This window comes from Asticcacaulis sp. YBE204 (assembly GCF_000495855.1).
GTDB lineage: Bacteria > Pseudomonadota > Alphaproteobacteria > Caulobacterales > Caulobacteraceae > Asticcacaulis.
Window position 1 is genome coordinate 43,060 of sequence record NZ_AWGF01000014.1, and the last position, 15,770, is coordinate 58,829.

Here is a 15,770-nt window from a genome sequence, read left to right on the forward strand (position 1 = left end):
TTTAGTGGGCTTTGTCCGTCGATGGCGGCGGCAAATCGATACGAATGGTCACCGGACTTTTGAACGGTATGAAAAGCGCGGCGGCCATCAGAGCCAGCAAAACCGCGAGACCTGTATAGAGCCAGATTTTTTGTTTCATATTCGCCCCCATAATTCGATTTAACCGATATGGTTGAAGAGTTAAAGGGGGCTCAAGGGGGATGTGATGAAATACGGCTGGCTTCTTTTGGGCCTTAGCGTCACCGCCGTCGTGATATGTGCTTTATGCGCCTTCACACCTTTGGCATGGGAACTCAGCGGTCGGGAGTCTGAGGGCTATCCGGAGATCGTATTTGCCGTCTATCACCTGCCAACAGCGGTTCTTTTGCTGATAGACGCGGTGCTGATTTTCCGGTTGGAACGGCAAAAAACCCTATCCCCTCAAAAGGCATTGTGGTTGGCCGCCGGGTTTAAAATCACCAGTCTGCTCCTTCTGAGCCTTCCGGTCACCTTTCCACATAGCGGCACAAACAACGCTTTATTGCCGTTCTTCTTCGGCAATTATCCGCTCGTCGGATTTCCGTTTCACGTCTTCATGACAATACGGGGCTGGCGTAAACGCTCTCCCGTTGCGACTACGACATAGACGTAATGCAGAGCGCTTACCCGGTCTTACTGTACGGCGTGCCATCCGGCCATTTACCGGTCCGAGCGGCGCGCTGTTCGCGTAGCTGCGCCTGTTTGTCGGACCAGCCCTTGCGCCATTGAGAATCCGAGGCGATTTGCGGCTGCGCCGCCCCCTCCGTCAGCGTCGCTTCGCTCGCTCCCTCCTCCCCATCTTCGCAAGGCTCGATAGGGAGGAGGGAGGCAGGCTTCAACGGCTCTGAGGGCGTGGAGCGCCCTTTCGTCTTCACCAACGGCGTGTGCAATTGGCGGATCAGGCGCTCGGCGGCGATCAGGGCGCGTAGCAGGGCAATGGCCTCCTGCGGCACCGAGGGCTTGCGGCCTTCGACGAAGGACAGAAGACGGTCGGCCTGAGCCATGAGGCGGGTGTGCAGAGGGGCATAGGTGTCGGTCATGTCCCCATGATGACGTGGTTACACATAGCGGGGATAAGATGCGCTAAAAGGGCTGACTGGTCCCCCTCACCCGGCGCTACGCGCCACCCTCTCCCAAATGGGGAGAGGGTGAGTAGGTCAGACCGCTTCGCGCAAGGTCGCCGTGCCATATTCCTTGGTCAGATAGCCCGCCACCTCTTCGGCGCGCATCGGCTTGGCGAAATAATAGCCCTGAATATAACGCGCACCGACCTCGCGCAGGCGTTTCAGTTCGGCCTCGGTCTCCACGCCCTCGATGACGTGATCGAGCGACAGGTTGCCGCACAGGTCGATGATCGTCTTGATGATCTTCTGCGCCGAGTCGTGTTTCAACAACTGCGTCACGAAGCTGCGGTCGATCTTGATCTTATCTGCCGGCAGACGGTGGATATAGCTGAAGCTGGAATAGCCCGAACCGAAATCGTCGAGCGCGATGCGGCAGCCCATGCTTTTCAGCCGCGCCAGCGCCTCGACCGCCTGATCGAAGTCGGTCAGCATGGCGGTCTCGGTCACTTCGAATTCGATGCGCGTCGGGTCGATGCCGGACGCCAGCACGGTTTCACAGATCCGCCCGATGGCGCGTGTCGATCTCAGGTCGCGCGCCGACAGGTTGAACGAGACGCGCAGATGCGACGGCCACGACTTCACCGCCACCAGAGATTTACGCAGCAAAATCAGCGTGATGTCACTGATCAGGCCCGACCGTTCGGCGGCGCGGATGAAGATATCGGGGCGCACGGCGCCCAGCTTTTCCGATTCCCAGCGCGCCAGAGCTTCGAAGCTGACGGTCGATTGGGTGGCGAGGTCGACCTGCGGCTGATAGACGATATACATTTCGCGTTCCAGATTGCTGGAGCGCAGGGTCTGGTCGATGAGGCCGAAATCGCGCATCTCGGTTTCGTGTTTGGCACTGAAGACCACGGGCGCGCCGCGCAGATTCTGCTTGGCGTAGTAAAGGGCGTAGTCGGCACGCTCCAGCAACTGCGAACCGGTCATCTCGTCGGCATCCGAATGGACGAAGCCGACCGAGGCGGAAATATTGGCGGCCACACCGCCGCCGAGCAGATAGGTTTCCCGCAGATTGTCGCAGACCAGCGCCCCGAACTGCCGCAGGGCTTCGTCGGATCGTGCGCCCTTGAGAATCAAGGCGAATTCGTCGCCTCCCAGACGCGCCACCGTGCCGTCTTTGCCGACACAAGCGCGCAGACGGTGGCCGACCTCGATCAGCAGGGCATCGCCGACGCTGTGACCGTAGATGTCGTTGATCGGCTTAAACCCGTCAAGATCGATCAGGGCCAGATCGAAGCTGCCGCCCTTTCGGCGGCCCTCGATGACCTTTTCTAACTCGACAAAGAAACTGCGGCGGTTGGGCAGACCGGTCAGGGCATCGAAATGTGCCAGAATCTGCGCTTCACGGCGGTGCTTTTCGGCGACGACTCGGGCATGGACGGAGCGGAAGATGGTCGCGCGCATGATGCCCGCCATGCCGAACGCGGTAAAGATACCTGCAATACCGACCCAGATATGCTGTTTGAGCACCGGAAAACCGGCACTGTGCGCCAGAATATACATGGTCGAAATCGCCAGAAACGACGACGGCAGCACCACGCGCAGCGACGCGCCGGAGGTGGCGTAAACCAGCGTCAGCAGGACGAAATAGATCAGTTTGGCCGGTTCGAAATGCAGGCTCTGATAGGTGACGACATTGCTGTACATCAGAAGATTGATGCACAGGCCGGTGATTTCCAACCGCGTCAGGGACTCGGTTTTCTTCGTATATACAAAGAGAAGACTGAAACAGATCAGCGCCGTTACCCCTGCCAGAGAGGCCAGTACCGGCAGGGCGATGCCTTTTTCATAGAAAAAATGCGAAACGAAGATCAGGCAATAATAGCTGCCCACCACGCCGCAGAGGCCGCGCACGATCGGGCGGATGGCGATGACCTTCTCACGCAACAATTCGGTCGGATCGACGGCCTCGGCGCGTCGGCGACGTAAAATGCCTGCCGTCGCGCCGCGCCACAGGCGGTGAAGCCGGTCGCGAAGGACGGAAATCGATGCGGTGTCTGTGCGCATGGCCAACTCGCGGGGTGAGGGTTCACGACGCGCGGACCGCCGGAAACGGCCCGCCTGAGACGCACCCTAGGACGCAAGACCTGAAGATTATGCTAAATTTCAGGAAAAAATTCAGATATCTCTTCAATAAAACAAGGGTTTCCGAAATAGAGCGCGGGACCTGACTTTGTTCCATTTGTGACTTGCACAACCCCGGGCCTCAGGCCTAGATAGACGTATGCTGCAACCGCAAACAGACTCGCCGAATCCTGAGACGACGGACCTTCTTGACCGCGTCATCCGCACGGCGCGCGCGCGGGGGGCCGATGCCGCCGAGGCGGTGTTTGCCGACAGCCGCTCCTTGAGCGTCGGGGTGCGCAAGAGCGCCGTCGAAGTGGTCGAAAGCGATGAAACCGCCGATCTGGGGCTGCGCGTCTTTGTCGGGCAAAAACAGGCGGTTGTTTCGGTATCCGAATTTTCGCCCAAGACGCTGGAGCGGCTGGTCGATCGCTGCATCGCCATGGCCAGCCTCGCGCCCGACGATCCCTATACGGGTCTGGCCGACCGTGAGCGCCTGTTCAAAGGCCCGGCCGCCGACCTCGATATCTTCGACGCGACGGAACTGAACGCCGAAACGCTGAAAGGCCGCGCCCTGAGTTGCGAAGCGGCGGGCGTCGAGGTCGATGCCCGGCTCCAGACCGACAGCGCCTCGGCGGGCCGCGCCCTCACCCACTGGACTATGCTGACCTCCGACGGCTTTCGCGGCGAGCACCGCACCAGCCTGTTTTTCCAGTCGGCGCGGCTGATCGCCACCGATGCCGACGGCAATATGGAGCGCGAAGGCGAAGGCCGCTCGACACGCTTTTACACGGACCTCCCTGCCCCCGAAACGACGGGCCGCCTTGCCGCCGACCGCGCCCTCAAGGCGATGGGCGCGCGCAAGATCGACAGCCAGACCGCGCCGGTGATCTTCGAACAGCGCACGGCCAAGTCGCTGATCGGCCTGCTGCTGGGGGCCATATCCGGCACCGCCGTGGCGCGCGGCTCCAGCTACCTCAAGGACCGGCTGGGCCAGAAAATCTTCGCCGACGGCGTTCACATCATCGACAACCCGTTCCGCAAGCGCGGCCTCGGCTCGTGCTATTACGACGACGAAGGCGTGGCCGTCTCCGAGCGTCATCTGATCGAAGACGGCGTCCTGACGACGTGGTTGCTCAACACCTCGGCCGGGCGGCAACTGGGCATGGCCTCGACCGGCCACGCCTCGCGCTCTCTGGCCCATCCGGCAGGGGTGTCGGCGCATAACGTCATCCTCAGCCCCGGCGTGCGCTCGCCCGAAGACATGATGCGCTCGGCAGGCCGCGGCGTCATCGTTACCTCGATGTTCGGCCCCAGCGTCAATTCCGACACCGGCGACTGGTCCGCCGGCGCCTCGGGTTTCTGGTTCGAGAATGGCGAGATTGCCTATCCGGTCAATGAAATCACCGTCGCCGGCAATCTGATCGACATTTTCGCGCGGCTGGAGCCTGCGTCGGACCTTGAGATCAAGGGCACGCTCGACGCGCCGTCGATCCTTGTCGATGCACTCAATATCGGGGGCAAGTGATGGCACCCCGCCCGTTAAAAGACGACCTCGACCTTTTGATCGACCGGGCACGCCGCGCCGGAGCTTTGGCGCAGCATCTCAAGGCGCAGGGGTTGGTCATTTCGTACAAGTCCGATGGTTCCATCGTCACCAATGCCGATCTTGAGGTCAATCTGTGGCTCAGGGAAGCCCTGCTCAATGCCCGTCCTGACTATGGCTGGCAGAGCGAGGAATCGCCCGACACCGACGCCCGCCTGACGCAGGAATCACTGTTCGTCCTCGATCCGATCGACGGGACGATGGGCTTCACCAAGGGCAGCCCCTACTGGACCATCGCGCTATGTCTGGTGCGCGATCGTCAGCCGGTCGCCGCCGTGGTCTATGCGCCGGACTCCAACGAAATGTATAGCGCGGCCAAGGGTTTGGGGGCGTTTCTTAACGGTCAGCCGATCACGGCCTCGGCCACGGACAATCTGTCCGCCGCCCACGGCATCGGCGACGCGCGTCTGTTCGGCCGCGACATCTGGCCCGAACCTTGGCCCAAGATGAACATCACCTCGCGTCCCTCGGTCGCCTATCGCATGGTCTGCGTGGCCGCTGCCAAGGCCGACTTTACCCTGGCCCTGACACCCAAGCGCGACTGGGACGTCGCCGCCGCGACCCTGATCTGCCATGAGGCCGGGGCGGTCGTGTCGGACCATCTGGGCCGCGCGTTCGACTTCAACGATGCCGATACGCTGAAACCCTCGCTGATCTGCGCCAATGCCGGACTTTACCCGGAAATCCGGCGCCGCTGCGCCCACCTTCTCACCCTCGAACATCTCTGAGAGTATATTATGAGCGATTCCAAACAACTGCTGCACGTCGTCATCGGCGGCGAACTGAAAGACCTGAGCGCCACCGAATTCAAGGACCTGTCGAAGGTCGAATTCGTCGGTGCCTACGCGACCTACGAAGAGGCCAAGGGTGCGTGGCGCGCCAAGGCGCAATCGACGGTGGACAACGCCCTGATGCGCTATTTCGTTATCCACGCCCACCGCCTGCTCAACCCGGCGAACGATTGATAGGTAAGGGCCGAAGGGCCACAGGCCCTTCACCCGTAACCGGGAGCAAACGGCACTGTCGGTGTTTATACTGGGCAGTTAGGGGGTTTGGGGCCAATGGCCCCAAAATCTTGTCTGGCGCTATTTCTTACCGGGATTGCCCGTTGTACCTTGGGGTAAGGGCTCAGGTCGGGCGTTATCGTCCTTCCACATCAGCGTATTCAGACAATCGCTGTCCCCCAGCACGAACAGACTGGACCGCTGGCACTTCGCTTGCGCTTCGGTGACACAGAACCCCTTACCGTTCACATCCTTGACGAAGACCAGACTCTTGGCCTTGCAGGCCTTGGGCGACGGCAAGCTGGCTTGATACTCGGCCTTGTTCTGAGCGTCCTGCGCCGAGCGCGGCGCGGTGGCACAGCCCTGTACCGCCAGCATCCCCAGCGTCACTATTGCGAATTTCAGTTTCATCCTGTGGGTCCCCATTTCAGTCGGAGGCTAATCCGCGACTGCGGCATTTTCCAGACTATTCCCGCCTGAAAATCTTCTCGGTCAGCAGCGTGCCCCACCACGAGGATTTGAAATCGGCCTTGATCTTCACCGGATCGTAGAGCGGCGACTGCGTCCATTCGACGAAACTCATCCCCTGCGGTTCGCCTTCGATAAAATAGCGCTCGAAGATATAGTCGAGCACACCGGTCTTGCCCGCCTTCATGTGCAGGGTGCGCAGGCCCAGTTCCCTGACCGCCTCGCGCATGGGATGGCCAAGATGCAGGTGGCGATAGAGGACGCTCATGATCCCTGCCCGATCCGCACCCGATTTACAGTGCATGAGGGCCGGATACTGGATTTCATCGAACAGCTTTTTGGCCTCAAGGATCGCCGGGGCCGAGGGCACGTCGCGCGAGGTGACGATGAAATCGACCATATCGAGGCCCAGCTTCTCGCACGCGTACTTTTCCAGCGCAAAAAAGGCGCCCTGCCCCCCGCGCAGATTGATCACGGTTTTGACGCCGTCGTGCTTTTTGAACCAGGCGAGCTGAAACGGCCACGGCTGGTTGGTGCGGACCATCTTGTCGTCGATCCAGTGGGCGTTGGTGAAACCCAGACGCAGATAGGCGTGATCCCCCCACAGATAGGCCAGATAGGTCTTGAAAAGACCCCATTTGGTCGTTGTATCGAAGACCTTGGGCGTTTTGGATTTCTTGAAAAGCTTCACGACGACTCGTTATTTAAGATCACGACCACCCCTTATACTCCCCCAGTTCGCTGGGGGAGGTGGATGCGAAACCAGCGGTTTCGCAGACGGTGGGGGGCATACCCAATTTCAACCTGCTGTGAGGCGTGAAATGTGTTTGCCCCCACCACCGCATCTAGCGCTTCGCGCTTCGCGCGTCGTGCGGTCCCCCTCCCCGGCACGCCGGGGAGGTATAAGGAGAGGTTCCTCGATCCCGCATATAGCGATTTCCCCGGCCAAACACAAACTATTGGCTTTGCCGCAACTGACCCTGACCCTATATAGTTTCAACTTCCGTCACTTACGCCTCATTTATGCTGCCCAATCCCGCTGTTCCTGCTCTGCCATCTTTAAGCACAAACGCGCTTATGCAGCGGGTGTGGCGCGATTACCTGCAAGCTTTCAAAGGGTTCTTAGCTTTAGCCATCGGTTGCGCGGTCATGGTGGCGATTTCGACTCAGTTCGTCATCTGGTGCCTGAAACCCGGCATCGAGCTTCTGTTCGGCGAAAGCGATTCGGCGGCGGCCTCCGAAGTCCCGCCCTTCGTCGCCGCCCATCCGCTGATCTGGGTGCCGGTCGTGATGATCGCCGCCACCATCGTCCGCCTGATCGCGCAGCTGGGGCTGGCGACCTCGGTCAATAAGGTCGGCCACCGCCTGGTCGGGCGCATCCAGTCGCAACTGTTCGGCAATCTGATCCACGCCGACCTCGGCCACCTCAACAAAGCCCATTCCGGCAGCTACCTGTCCTCGGTTCTGTTCGACGCAGGCCTGATGCGCGAAGCGACGACCAACGGCGTCGTCAACTACGTCCAGCATACCGGCATCGTCGTCGCCGCGCTGGTTTCGATGGCGCAGATCGACTGGCGCATGACGCTCGGCGTGCTCCTGATCGGCCCGGTGATCGGCGCGGTGCTGGGGCAATATAACCGCCGCACCAAAAAGGCCGCGCAAGGCGCGATGGACGAGACCTCAACCCTGTCGACCGCTATCATGGAAAGTCTCGACGGTGTTAAAATCGTCAAGATCAACAACCGCGAAGCCTATGAACAGGCCCGCGTCGATGCGGTTATCGAGCGTCGTCAGAAGCACATCATCAAGGGGGCCAATGCCCGCGCCTCGGCAGCCCCCATGACAGAGGCCCTGACCACCATCGTCCTGGCCCTCGTCGTCGCCTATGCCGGCTGGCGGGCGCAGTCAGGGGCCATGACGCTGGGGGGCTTTACGGCTTATATCGCGTTTCTGGGCGCCGCCGGACAAAGCTTGCGGCAACTGGCCAATCTGCAAACCGTAATGGCCGAAGGCTTTACCGCGGCCCGCCGTCTGTTCGCGGCGCTCGATGTCGCCCCCGAAATCACCGATGCCCCGGACGCCAAGCCCTTGGGGGCCTTCGACCGCGTGACCTTCGACCGCGTGAGTTTTGCCTATGGCGACGCACCGGTTCTTCGCGACATCAGTTTTGAGGCGCGCGCCGGTCAGTCGGTGGCGCTGGTTGGACCGTCGGGCTCAGGAAAATCAACATTGCTTAATCTCTTGCCGCGCTTCTACGACGCGGTATCGGGCGATATCCGCTTCGGCGACACGCCGCAACGCGCGGTGACCCTGAGCTCTCTGCGCGAACGGATTGCGCTGGTCTCGCAAGACCCGTTCCTGTTCGACGACACGATCCGCGCCAATATCGCTTATGGCCGTCCCGGTGCCAGCGACGCCGCCATAAGTCAGGCCGTGCGCGACGCCGCCGCCGAGGACTTCATCGCCGACCTTGCTCAGGGCCTCGACACCCGCGTCGGCGAAGGCGGGTCGCGTCTGTCGGGCGGTCAGAAACAGCGCATCGCCATCGCCCGCGCCTTCCTGAAAGACGCGCCTCTGCTGCTCCTCGATGAAGCCACCTCGGCGCTGGACACCCAGTCCGAGATCAAGGTCCAGCAGGCGCTGGAACGCCTGATGGCCGGACGCACGACCTTCATCATCGCCCACCGCCTGTCGACCGTGCGCCACGCCGATCAGATTCTGGTGCTGAAAGACGGCGAGATCGTCGAACGCGGCACGCACGATCAACTATTGATCCAAAACGGCCTCTATGCCGACCTGGCGCAAACCCAGTTCACACATGCCGCGTCCGAGGTGGCATGAAAGCCGCGCTGAATACCCCCTTTGTCCAAAACCTGATGGCGGCCATTGTCGTTGCCTATCTGCGCTTTTGTTATGCGACGACCCGTTGGACACAGATCAATCGCGAACCGGTGGAAGCGCTATGGGATGCGCACCCGCAACGCCCCATCGTATGGATGTTCTGGCATCAGCGTCTGCATCTGGGTCACGCCGCCTGGCCCAAGGGTCGGGCGCAGGCTCTGGCCGTACTGGCCTCACTGTCCAAATCCGGCGCCGTTAGCGTCAGGATCAATACGCGTTTCGGCCACACCTCGATCCGGGGATCTTCGGCCAAGAAGAGCGATCCCAACAAGGATAAGCGCGGCACGCAGGCTTTTCGCGAACTGTTGCGATGGTTACGCGACGGCAATGCGGTTGCCATGACACCGGACGGACCGCGCGGCCCGGCTCAGGTCATGACCGAAGGTTCGCTCAAGCTCTCACAGATGACAGACGCGCCAATGGTCCTGCTCGGGCAGTCGACGCGACGCTTCGTAACCCTGAACAGTTGGGACCATATGCGTATCCCCTTGCCCTTTACCCGGGGCGTGATGGTATGGGAGGTTCTGCCGCCAGTCCCCAGAGATGCCGACGAAGACCGTCTGACGGTCATCCGTCTTGAGGCGGAGGCGACTCTCACGGCATTGACCGACCGCGCCGATGCGATTGCGGGGGTGTCATGATCCTAAGTCTTTATGCGGCCCTGATGCGCCTGTTCCATATCTTCGTGCCGACGCTCCTGTGGCAGCGCGCCGCGCGTGGCAAGGAAGACCCGCAGCGCCTCAATGAACGCCTGGGTGTGACCACCATCGCACGCCCCGACGGTCCGCTGATCTGGTTCCACGGGGTCAGTGTCGGCGAAAGCGTCTCGGCCTTGCCGGTCATCAATCAACTGTTGAACGATCATCCCGGCCTGCGCGTCCTGATCACCACGGCGACCACGACCTCGGCGGAAATCCTGAGCAAACGCCTGCCCGACGGGGTGATCCACCAATATGCTCCGGTCGATACGCCGCAAGCGGTCGAGGCGTTTTTGGCGCACTGGAATCCCGATCTGGCCGTCTATATCGAAAGCGATATCTGGCCGAACCAGTTGATAGCGCTCGATAAACGCGGCACCCCGCGTCTGCTGATCTCGGCGCGGATCACCGAGAAAACCTATAAGGGCTGGCAGGCAATCAAAGGGCCCATGTCGCGCCTGCTGAAAGGTTTCAAACTGGTCCTGCCACAGGAGCACGACTCCGAGACGCGCCTGAAAAACATGGGCGTCACAGTCGGCCCCATCGGCAATCTCAAGACCATCGGCGATGCCCTGCCCGACGACGCGGCGGCGCGCGAAACGCTGGAGGAGCAGATCATGGGTCGCACCGTGATCCTGGCCGCCAGTACGCACCCAACCGAGGAAAACTATATCGCCAGCGCGCTGGAAGGCGTGTTGCGCGAAACCGGCGCCTTGCTGATCGTCGCGCCGCGCCATCCGGTGCGCGCCGAATCGATCCGTTTCGATTTCGAGGCACTGGGTTTCAAGGTCGCGCAAAGATCGAAACTGGACTCTTTAAGCGAGGCCACGCATATTTATCTGGCCGATACTCTGGGCGAACTGGGCGTGTTTTTCCGACTGGCAGACATGGTGATCATGGCGGGCAGCTTTTCCGAAAAGATCGGCGGACACAATCCGCTGGAGGCCGCACGTCTGGGCAAGGCCGTGATTACCGGCCGCGATCTGTACAATTGGGACAGCGTCTATGCGCCGATGTTCGAGGCCGGGGCGGCGTTCAAGGCCGATGACCGCGAAATGCTCGGCTTCTACGTGAAGGCTTTCCTGACGACGCCGGGGGCCATGCTCGACGCCAACCGGTCGGCGCTGGCTCTGGCGCAACGCGAAGCCGGAACCCTGAGCGCCGTCATGGCGCACATCACGCCGTTCGTGCCAGGAGCGACCGATGCGGCTTAAGACGCCCGACTGGTGGTACAAGCGCGGCGGCAAGGGCGCACCCCTGACGCGTTATGCGTTGGCCCCGCTGTCGTGGCTGTGGCAGGGCGTGACCCTGTTCCGGCAGGTCACGGCCAAGCCTTACGCCTCTCCCCTGTTTGTGATCTCGGTCGGCAATGCCACCCTGGGCGGATCGGGCAAGACCCCGGTCGAGCGCGAAATCCTGCGCCGGTTGCGTAAGCTGGACCTCAACGCCGCCGGTCTGTCGCGCGGCTATGGTGGCAGCCTGACGGGTCCGGTCAAAGTCGATCCGGCCACGCATACCGCGTCGGACGTCGGTGACGAGCCCCTGATGCTGGCCGCCGATTACGACATCTATATCGCGCGCCACCGCCCCGACGGCCTGCGCCTGATCGAAAACAGCGACCGGCAGATCGTTATAACCGACGACACGCACCAGAACGTCAAGATTCATAAAAACCTGCATATTCTGGTGGTTGACGGCGATACCTCAGATGACGCCTGGCCATTCGGCGACGGCGCGGTCTTCCCGATGGGGCCGATGCGCGAGCCCATGAAGGACGCCCTGAAACGCACCGATATCGTCGTCCTGTGGCTGCCCAACGAACAGGCGCCGATCGATCAGAAGCTGCTCAAATGTTTCGGCGACCTGCCCGTCTATGCGGCGCGTCTGATCCCGATGCCGAAGTCGCCGCCGGGACCGGTCTTCGCCTTCGCCGCGATCGCCAAGCCGTGGAAATTCAAAACCACCCTGACGGAGCTGGGCTATAATTTGCTGGATTTCCAACCCTTTGCCGATCATGAACCGGTCAGCGAAGCCGTTCTGACGATCCTGTGTGAAAAGGCCGAACAACGCGGTGCGCGGGTTATCACCACTGAAAAGGACTGGGTGCGCCTTACACCCGAATGGCGGGCGCGGATCGACTACCTGCCGATCACGGCGCGCTTCGACGATCAGGGCGGCTTCATGCGCACCCTGACGGAGCACCTGCCGGATTAACTTCCCGTAATGATTAACTGGCTGTAATTATATAAAATATTGTTCATTTGGCATGGCCTTGCCTTCGTGAGACAGACGGTTGCCGTTGTTACCGTAACAGCGGTGTCTAGTTTGTCGGGGGTTTGCCTTATGCGTCATTTTAAAACCGTCCTCTTAGTGACTGCCGCCCTGACGGTCGCCACCGGATTGCCGGTGATGGCGCAACAGGCTCCGGCCGAGTCGTCGCGTCAGGTGATTGCCTACGACACCGCCTTCTTCAAGGATTTTCAGGTTCAGTCGGCGCTCGACATGGTCAGCCGCATCCCCGGCTTTACCCTGCAAAACGGCGACAGCGTGCGCGGTTTCGCCGGTGCGGCGGGTAACGTCTTGATCGACGGCGAACGTCCGACGACCAAGACCGACGCGGTCAGCGACCAGCTCAACCGCATCTCGGCCTCCGATGTCGAACGCATCGACCTGATCATCGGTGGGGCCGACGGCATCGACATGCAGGGCCAGTCGAAGATCGTCAACATCATCCGCAAGAAGTCGGACAAGCCGACCATCACCTTTATCGCCAATTCGCGCTTTCTCACCAACGGCTGGGTACGCCCCGTGGTGCGCGGCACCTATAGCCGCAATGCCGGTGACAAGAGCATCGAGTTGTCGGCGACGATCTTCAACAATTTCGACGAGGGCAATAATAACGGCGAAAAGCTGATCTTCCGCACCGGCGGGACGACGCCTGAACGCACCGAAATCCTGGCCGAGGCCGGGGGCGAAGGCATCGAACTGATGGGCAACGGCACGCACCCCCTGTGGGGCGGCAAGCTGAGCCTGAACGGCAAATACGTTCCCAATACCTACCGGGCGCAGTATCGCTATATCACCAATACCACCGCCGTCGAGAACCTCGATTACAAGGAAGACGCCGGTGAATTCGGCGGCAAATATGTGCGTCCGCTCGGCAAGAAACTGACGCTGAAACTGAATGCCCTGACGCGCTGGTCGGACGAGGATATCGAGGATTTCTACAAGAACCCGACCGAAGAAACCGTCTTCGACGAAGCCAGTCTGTCGAAGGAAAATATCGTTTCCGGGCAGCTGATCTGGAAGCACAGCGATAGCCTGACGATCGAGACCGGGCTGGAAAAGGCTTATAATTCGCTCGATTCCGACAACAAACTGACCATCAATGGTGTCAACGAGCCCCTGCCCGCCTCGAAGGTTTTCGTGGAAGAGGACCGCACCGAAGCCTCGGTTCTGGCGACGTGGCAGGCGCGCAAGACAGTGTCGGTCGAGGCGGGGCTGAAATACGAATGGTCGACGATTTCTCAGCAGAGCGAGCATTCCGATTCGCAGAGCTTCACCTATCCGAAGCCTAAATTTCAGGTGACCTGGTCGCCCAAAGGCCCGTGGCAGTTTACCGCCCGCTTTGAACGCGAGGTGGGGCAACTCGATTTCGACGACTTCGTGTCTTCGATCGATCTGATGGATTCCACCGTCAAGGCCGGTAACCTCAGCCTTGAGCCGTCGAAGACCTGGGTGTCGGAACTGACCGCCAATTACCGCTTCTGGGAAAAGGGTGCGGTGGTACTGAAATACGTCCATTCGGACATCAGCGACGTCATCGACCGTTTGCCGATCTACGCCACCGACGGCAGCGTCTTCGATGCCACGGGCAATATCGGCGACGGCACGGCGGATCAGTTCGTCATCGACACGACCCTGCCGACCGATAAACTGAAGATACCGGGCGGCGTGCTGAAAACCAAGATATCACTAGCCGATTCCGAGGTTACCGATCCGGTGACCAAGGCCCGGCGCCGCATGTCCGGTGAGTCGCGCCTGCAATGGGAAATCAACTACACGCAGGACCTGACGCGGCGCAAAACCCAATGGGGCTTCCGGGTCAATTCCGGCTACGACGAGAAGGTCTACCGCGTGAAGGAGGTTTCTTACTACCGCGCCGGAATCTGGGCCAACGTCTTTGCCGAATACAAGCCGACGCCGAAAACGAGCTGGCGCATCGAACTGGAGAATATCACCAGCCGCGTCTATGACGCCGACCGCGACCGCTATAGCGGCCCGCGTACAACCAGCCCGATCACCTCGCGCGAACTGCGCCGCGACCGCTCGGAACCGTGGATGTTCGTGCGCTATAGGAAGGAACTGTAGCCCCCTCTCCCCGCCTGCGGGGAGAGGGTTGGGGTGAGGGGCAACTTTCTTTGTGTGAATTGGCTTCGTTGCACTCAGCCACCTTCTCCCCGCTTGCAGGGAGAAGGGAACTACAAGGCTCTCCAACCAATATCCGTTCTGAAAAACCCCATCGGCCAGTCGATCTTGTTGATCGCCGCATAGGCCGCGTCGCGGGCTTCCTGCAAGGTCTTGCCCCGCGCACAGACGTTCAGCACGCGCCCGCCATTGGCGGCCAGACGCCCGTCATCGAGGCGCTTGGTCCCCGCATGGAATACGCTGACCTCAGGGCCGAAATCCTGCTCGGCACCACGGATGATCGAGCCGCCGAGCGGGCTGTCGGGATAGCCCTGCGCCGCGAAGACCACACAAACGGCGGCGTCCGAATGCCATTCCGGCTCCGGCAGATCGCGCAGACGGCCCGTCGCCGCTGCCAGCAGGTACGGCACGATGTCGCTCTTGAGGCGCAGCATCAGGACCTGACATTCCGGATCGCCGAAGCGGGCATTATATTCGACCAGACGCGGATTGCCGTCCTCGACCATCAGACCCGCATAGAGCACGCCCTTGTAGGGCACGCCCTCGGCCTTCATGCCGCGCATGGTGGGCCCAAGGATGTCGCTTTTGGTGATCTCCAGCAGCTCCGGCGTCACGATCGGCGCCGGGCTGTAGGTGCCCATACCGCCGGTATTGGGGCCCGTGTCGCCGTCGAAGGCGCGCTTGTGATCCTGCGCATAGCCGAACAGCATGGCCGTTTCGCCGTCGGCGATAGCGAAGATCGAGGCTTCTTCCCCCGTCATGAACTCTTCGATGACCACGGTTTTCGAGGCCGCACCGTAGCGTCCGCCGAACATGGCCTCGACCTCGGCATAGGCGTCCTGAAGGTCGGGCGAGATCGCCACGCCCTTGCCGGCGGCCAGACCGTCGGCCTTGATGATATAGGGCGGCTGATACGACTTGAGGAAGGCCTTGGCCTCCCACTCGTCGGTGAAGGTCTCGTAATCGGCGGTGGGGATATTGTGGCGCTTGCAGAAGTCCTTGGTGAAGGCCTTCGAGGATTCAAGCTGTGCGGCCTTTTGCGACGGGCCGAAGCACGGAATATTGACCCGCGCCAAAGCGTCGGCGATGCCTTCGGCCAGGGTCGATTCCGGCCCGACCACGACCAGATCGGCCTGAATCGACAGCGCCAGCCCGACGAGATTCTTCACGTCGGTGACCTTGATGTCGTGGATATCGCCGAGGTCCGACATGCCGGGATTGCCCGGCGCGATGGCCAGACGCTTGACCAGCGGCGAGCGGCGGATTTTCCACGCGAGGGCGTGTTCGCGGCCGCCCGAACCGATCAGCAGAATATTCATGGCCGTGACTTCCCTTACGCCGCGTATTTGGTCAAGCAAAATATCGCGGTTTGCGATTTCCCCCAGTTTACTGGGGGAGGTGGATCGGCGCGAAGCGACGAGACGGAGGGGGGCTCGCGTAGACACCGCGACTAAAT

At 61.1% G+C, this 15,770-nt stretch carries 15 protein-coding genes; 9 read left to right on the forward strand and 6 right to left on the reverse strand.

The features are described 5' to 3' along the window. Window position 1: 1 nt before the first annotated feature. The gene (locus tag AEYBE204_RS40435) at window positions 2–139 is read right to left on the reverse strand and encodes a hypothetical protein (RefSeq protein WP_023463453.1); all 138 of its coding nucleotides are present in this window, start codon (window positions 137–139) and stop codon (window positions 2–4) included. A gap of 66 nt (window positions 140–205) precedes the next feature. Here AEYBE204_RS40435 and AEYBE204_RS35805 point away from each other — a divergent pair, with 66 nt between their 5' ends. Then, a complete protein-coding gene (locus AEYBE204_RS35805; RefSeq protein ID WP_023463454.1) occupies window positions 206–625 on the forward strand; it encodes a hypothetical protein in 420 nt (139 codons plus the stop codon). Between the two features lie 16 nt (window positions 626–641). On the opposite strand, the gene AEYBE204_RS35810 is transcribed toward AEYBE204_RS35805, so the two are convergent. Then, window positions 642–1,058: a hypothetical protein gene (locus tag AEYBE204_RS35810; RefSeq protein ID WP_023463455.1), complete on the reverse strand. Its 417-nt coding sequence runs from the start codon at window positions 1,056–1,058 to the stop codon at window positions 642–644. Window positions 1,059–1,175: 117 nt separating this feature from the next. Then, complete coding sequence (locus tag AEYBE204_RS35815; RefSeq protein ID WP_023463456.1) at window positions 1,176–3,152, reverse strand: bifunctional diguanylate cyclase/phosphodiesterase; 1,977 nt, start codon at window positions 3,150–3,152, stop codon at window positions 1,176–1,178. Window positions 3,153–3,369: 217 nt separating this feature from the next. On the opposite strand from AEYBE204_RS35815, the gene AEYBE204_RS35820 reads away from it, so the two are divergent. The 3 genes from AEYBE204_RS35820 to AEYBE204_RS35830 are packed head-to-tail and all read left to right on the forward strand — an operon-like array spanning window position 3,370 to window position 5,780. Next, window positions 3,370–4,737 carry a TldD/PmbA family protein gene (locus tag AEYBE204_RS35820; RefSeq protein ID WP_023463457.1) on the forward strand — a complete coding sequence of 456 codons (1,368 nt, stop codon included), beginning with the start codon at window positions 3,370–3,372 and terminating at the stop codon, window positions 4,735–4,737. Beyond that, on the forward strand, window positions 4,737–5,543 hold the full coding sequence (locus tag AEYBE204_RS35825) for a 3'(2'),5'-bisphosphate nucleotidase CysQ (RefSeq protein WP_023463458.1): 807 nt from the start codon (window positions 4,737–4,739) through the stop codon (window positions 5,541–5,543). The genes AEYBE204_RS35820 and AEYBE204_RS35825 overlap by 1 nt, the downstream gene beginning before the upstream one ends. 9 nt (window positions 5,544–5,552) lie before the next feature. After that, entirely contained in the window at window positions 5,553–5,780 is a 228-nt protein-coding gene (locus tag AEYBE204_RS35830) for a DUF4170 domain-containing protein (RefSeq protein ID WP_023463459.1), read from the forward strand. 120 nt (window positions 5,781–5,900) lie between these two features. Here AEYBE204_RS35830 and AEYBE204_RS35835 read toward each other — a convergent pair whose 3' ends face one another. Then, a complete protein-coding gene (locus AEYBE204_RS35835; protein ID WP_023463460.1) occupies window positions 5,901–6,230 on the reverse strand; it encodes a hypothetical protein in 330 nt (109 codons plus the stop codon). A 55-nt stretch (window positions 6,231–6,285) separates the two neighbouring features. Beyond that, on the reverse strand, window positions 6,286–6,978 hold the full coding sequence (locus AEYBE204_RS35840) for a protein-tyrosine-phosphatase (RefSeq protein WP_023463461.1): 693 nt from the start codon (window positions 6,976–6,978) through the stop codon (window positions 6,286–6,288). A 386-nt stretch (window positions 6,979–7,364) separates the two neighbouring features. On the opposite strand from AEYBE204_RS35840, the gene AEYBE204_RS35845 reads away from it, so the two are divergent. The 5 genes from AEYBE204_RS35845 (at window position 7,365) to AEYBE204_RS35865 (ending at window position 14,257) form a co-directional block, all read left to right on the forward strand. Continuing rightward, window positions 7,365–9,128 (forward strand): ABC transporter ATP-binding protein, encoded by a 1,764-nt coding sequence (locus AEYBE204_RS35845; RefSeq protein ID WP_023463462.1) that lies wholly within the window; start codon window positions 7,365–7,367, stop codon window positions 9,126–9,128. Further along, a complete protein-coding gene (locus AEYBE204_RS35850; protein ID WP_023463463.1) occupies window positions 9,125–9,829 on the forward strand; it encodes a lysophospholipid acyltransferase family protein in 705 nt (234 codons plus the stop codon). Before AEYBE204_RS35845 ends, AEYBE204_RS35850 begins: the two co-directional genes overlap by 4 nt. Next, window positions 9,826–11,100, forward strand: coding sequence for a 3-deoxy-D-manno-octulosonic acid transferase (locus tag AEYBE204_RS35855; RefSeq protein WP_023463464.1), 1,275 nt, complete (start codon window positions 9,826–9,828; stop codon window positions 11,098–11,100). The genes AEYBE204_RS35850 and AEYBE204_RS35855 overlap by 4 nt, the downstream gene beginning before the upstream one ends. Continuing rightward, window positions 11,090–12,100 (forward strand): tetraacyldisaccharide 4'-kinase, encoded by a 1,011-nt coding sequence (lpxK, locus tag AEYBE204_RS35860; protein WP_023463465.1) that lies wholly within the window; start codon window positions 11,090–11,092, stop codon window positions 12,098–12,100. The genes AEYBE204_RS35855 and lpxK overlap by 11 nt, the downstream gene beginning before the upstream one ends. Window positions 12,101–12,229: 129 nt before the next feature. Beyond that, window positions 12,230–14,257: a TonB-dependent siderophore receptor gene (locus tag AEYBE204_RS35865; protein WP_023463466.1), complete on the forward strand. Its 2,028-nt coding sequence runs from the start codon at window positions 12,230–12,232 to the stop codon at window positions 14,255–14,257. A gap of 110 nt (window positions 14,258–14,367) precedes the next feature. Here AEYBE204_RS35865 and purD read toward each other — a convergent pair whose 3' ends face one another. Beyond that, window positions 14,368–15,633 carry a phosphoribosylamine--glycine ligase gene (gene purD / locus AEYBE204_RS35870; RefSeq protein ID WP_023463467.1) on the reverse strand — a complete coding sequence of 422 codons (1,266 nt, stop codon included), beginning with the start codon at window positions 15,631–15,633 and terminating at the stop codon, window positions 14,368–14,370. Window positions 15,634–15,770 lie beyond the last annotated feature (137 nt).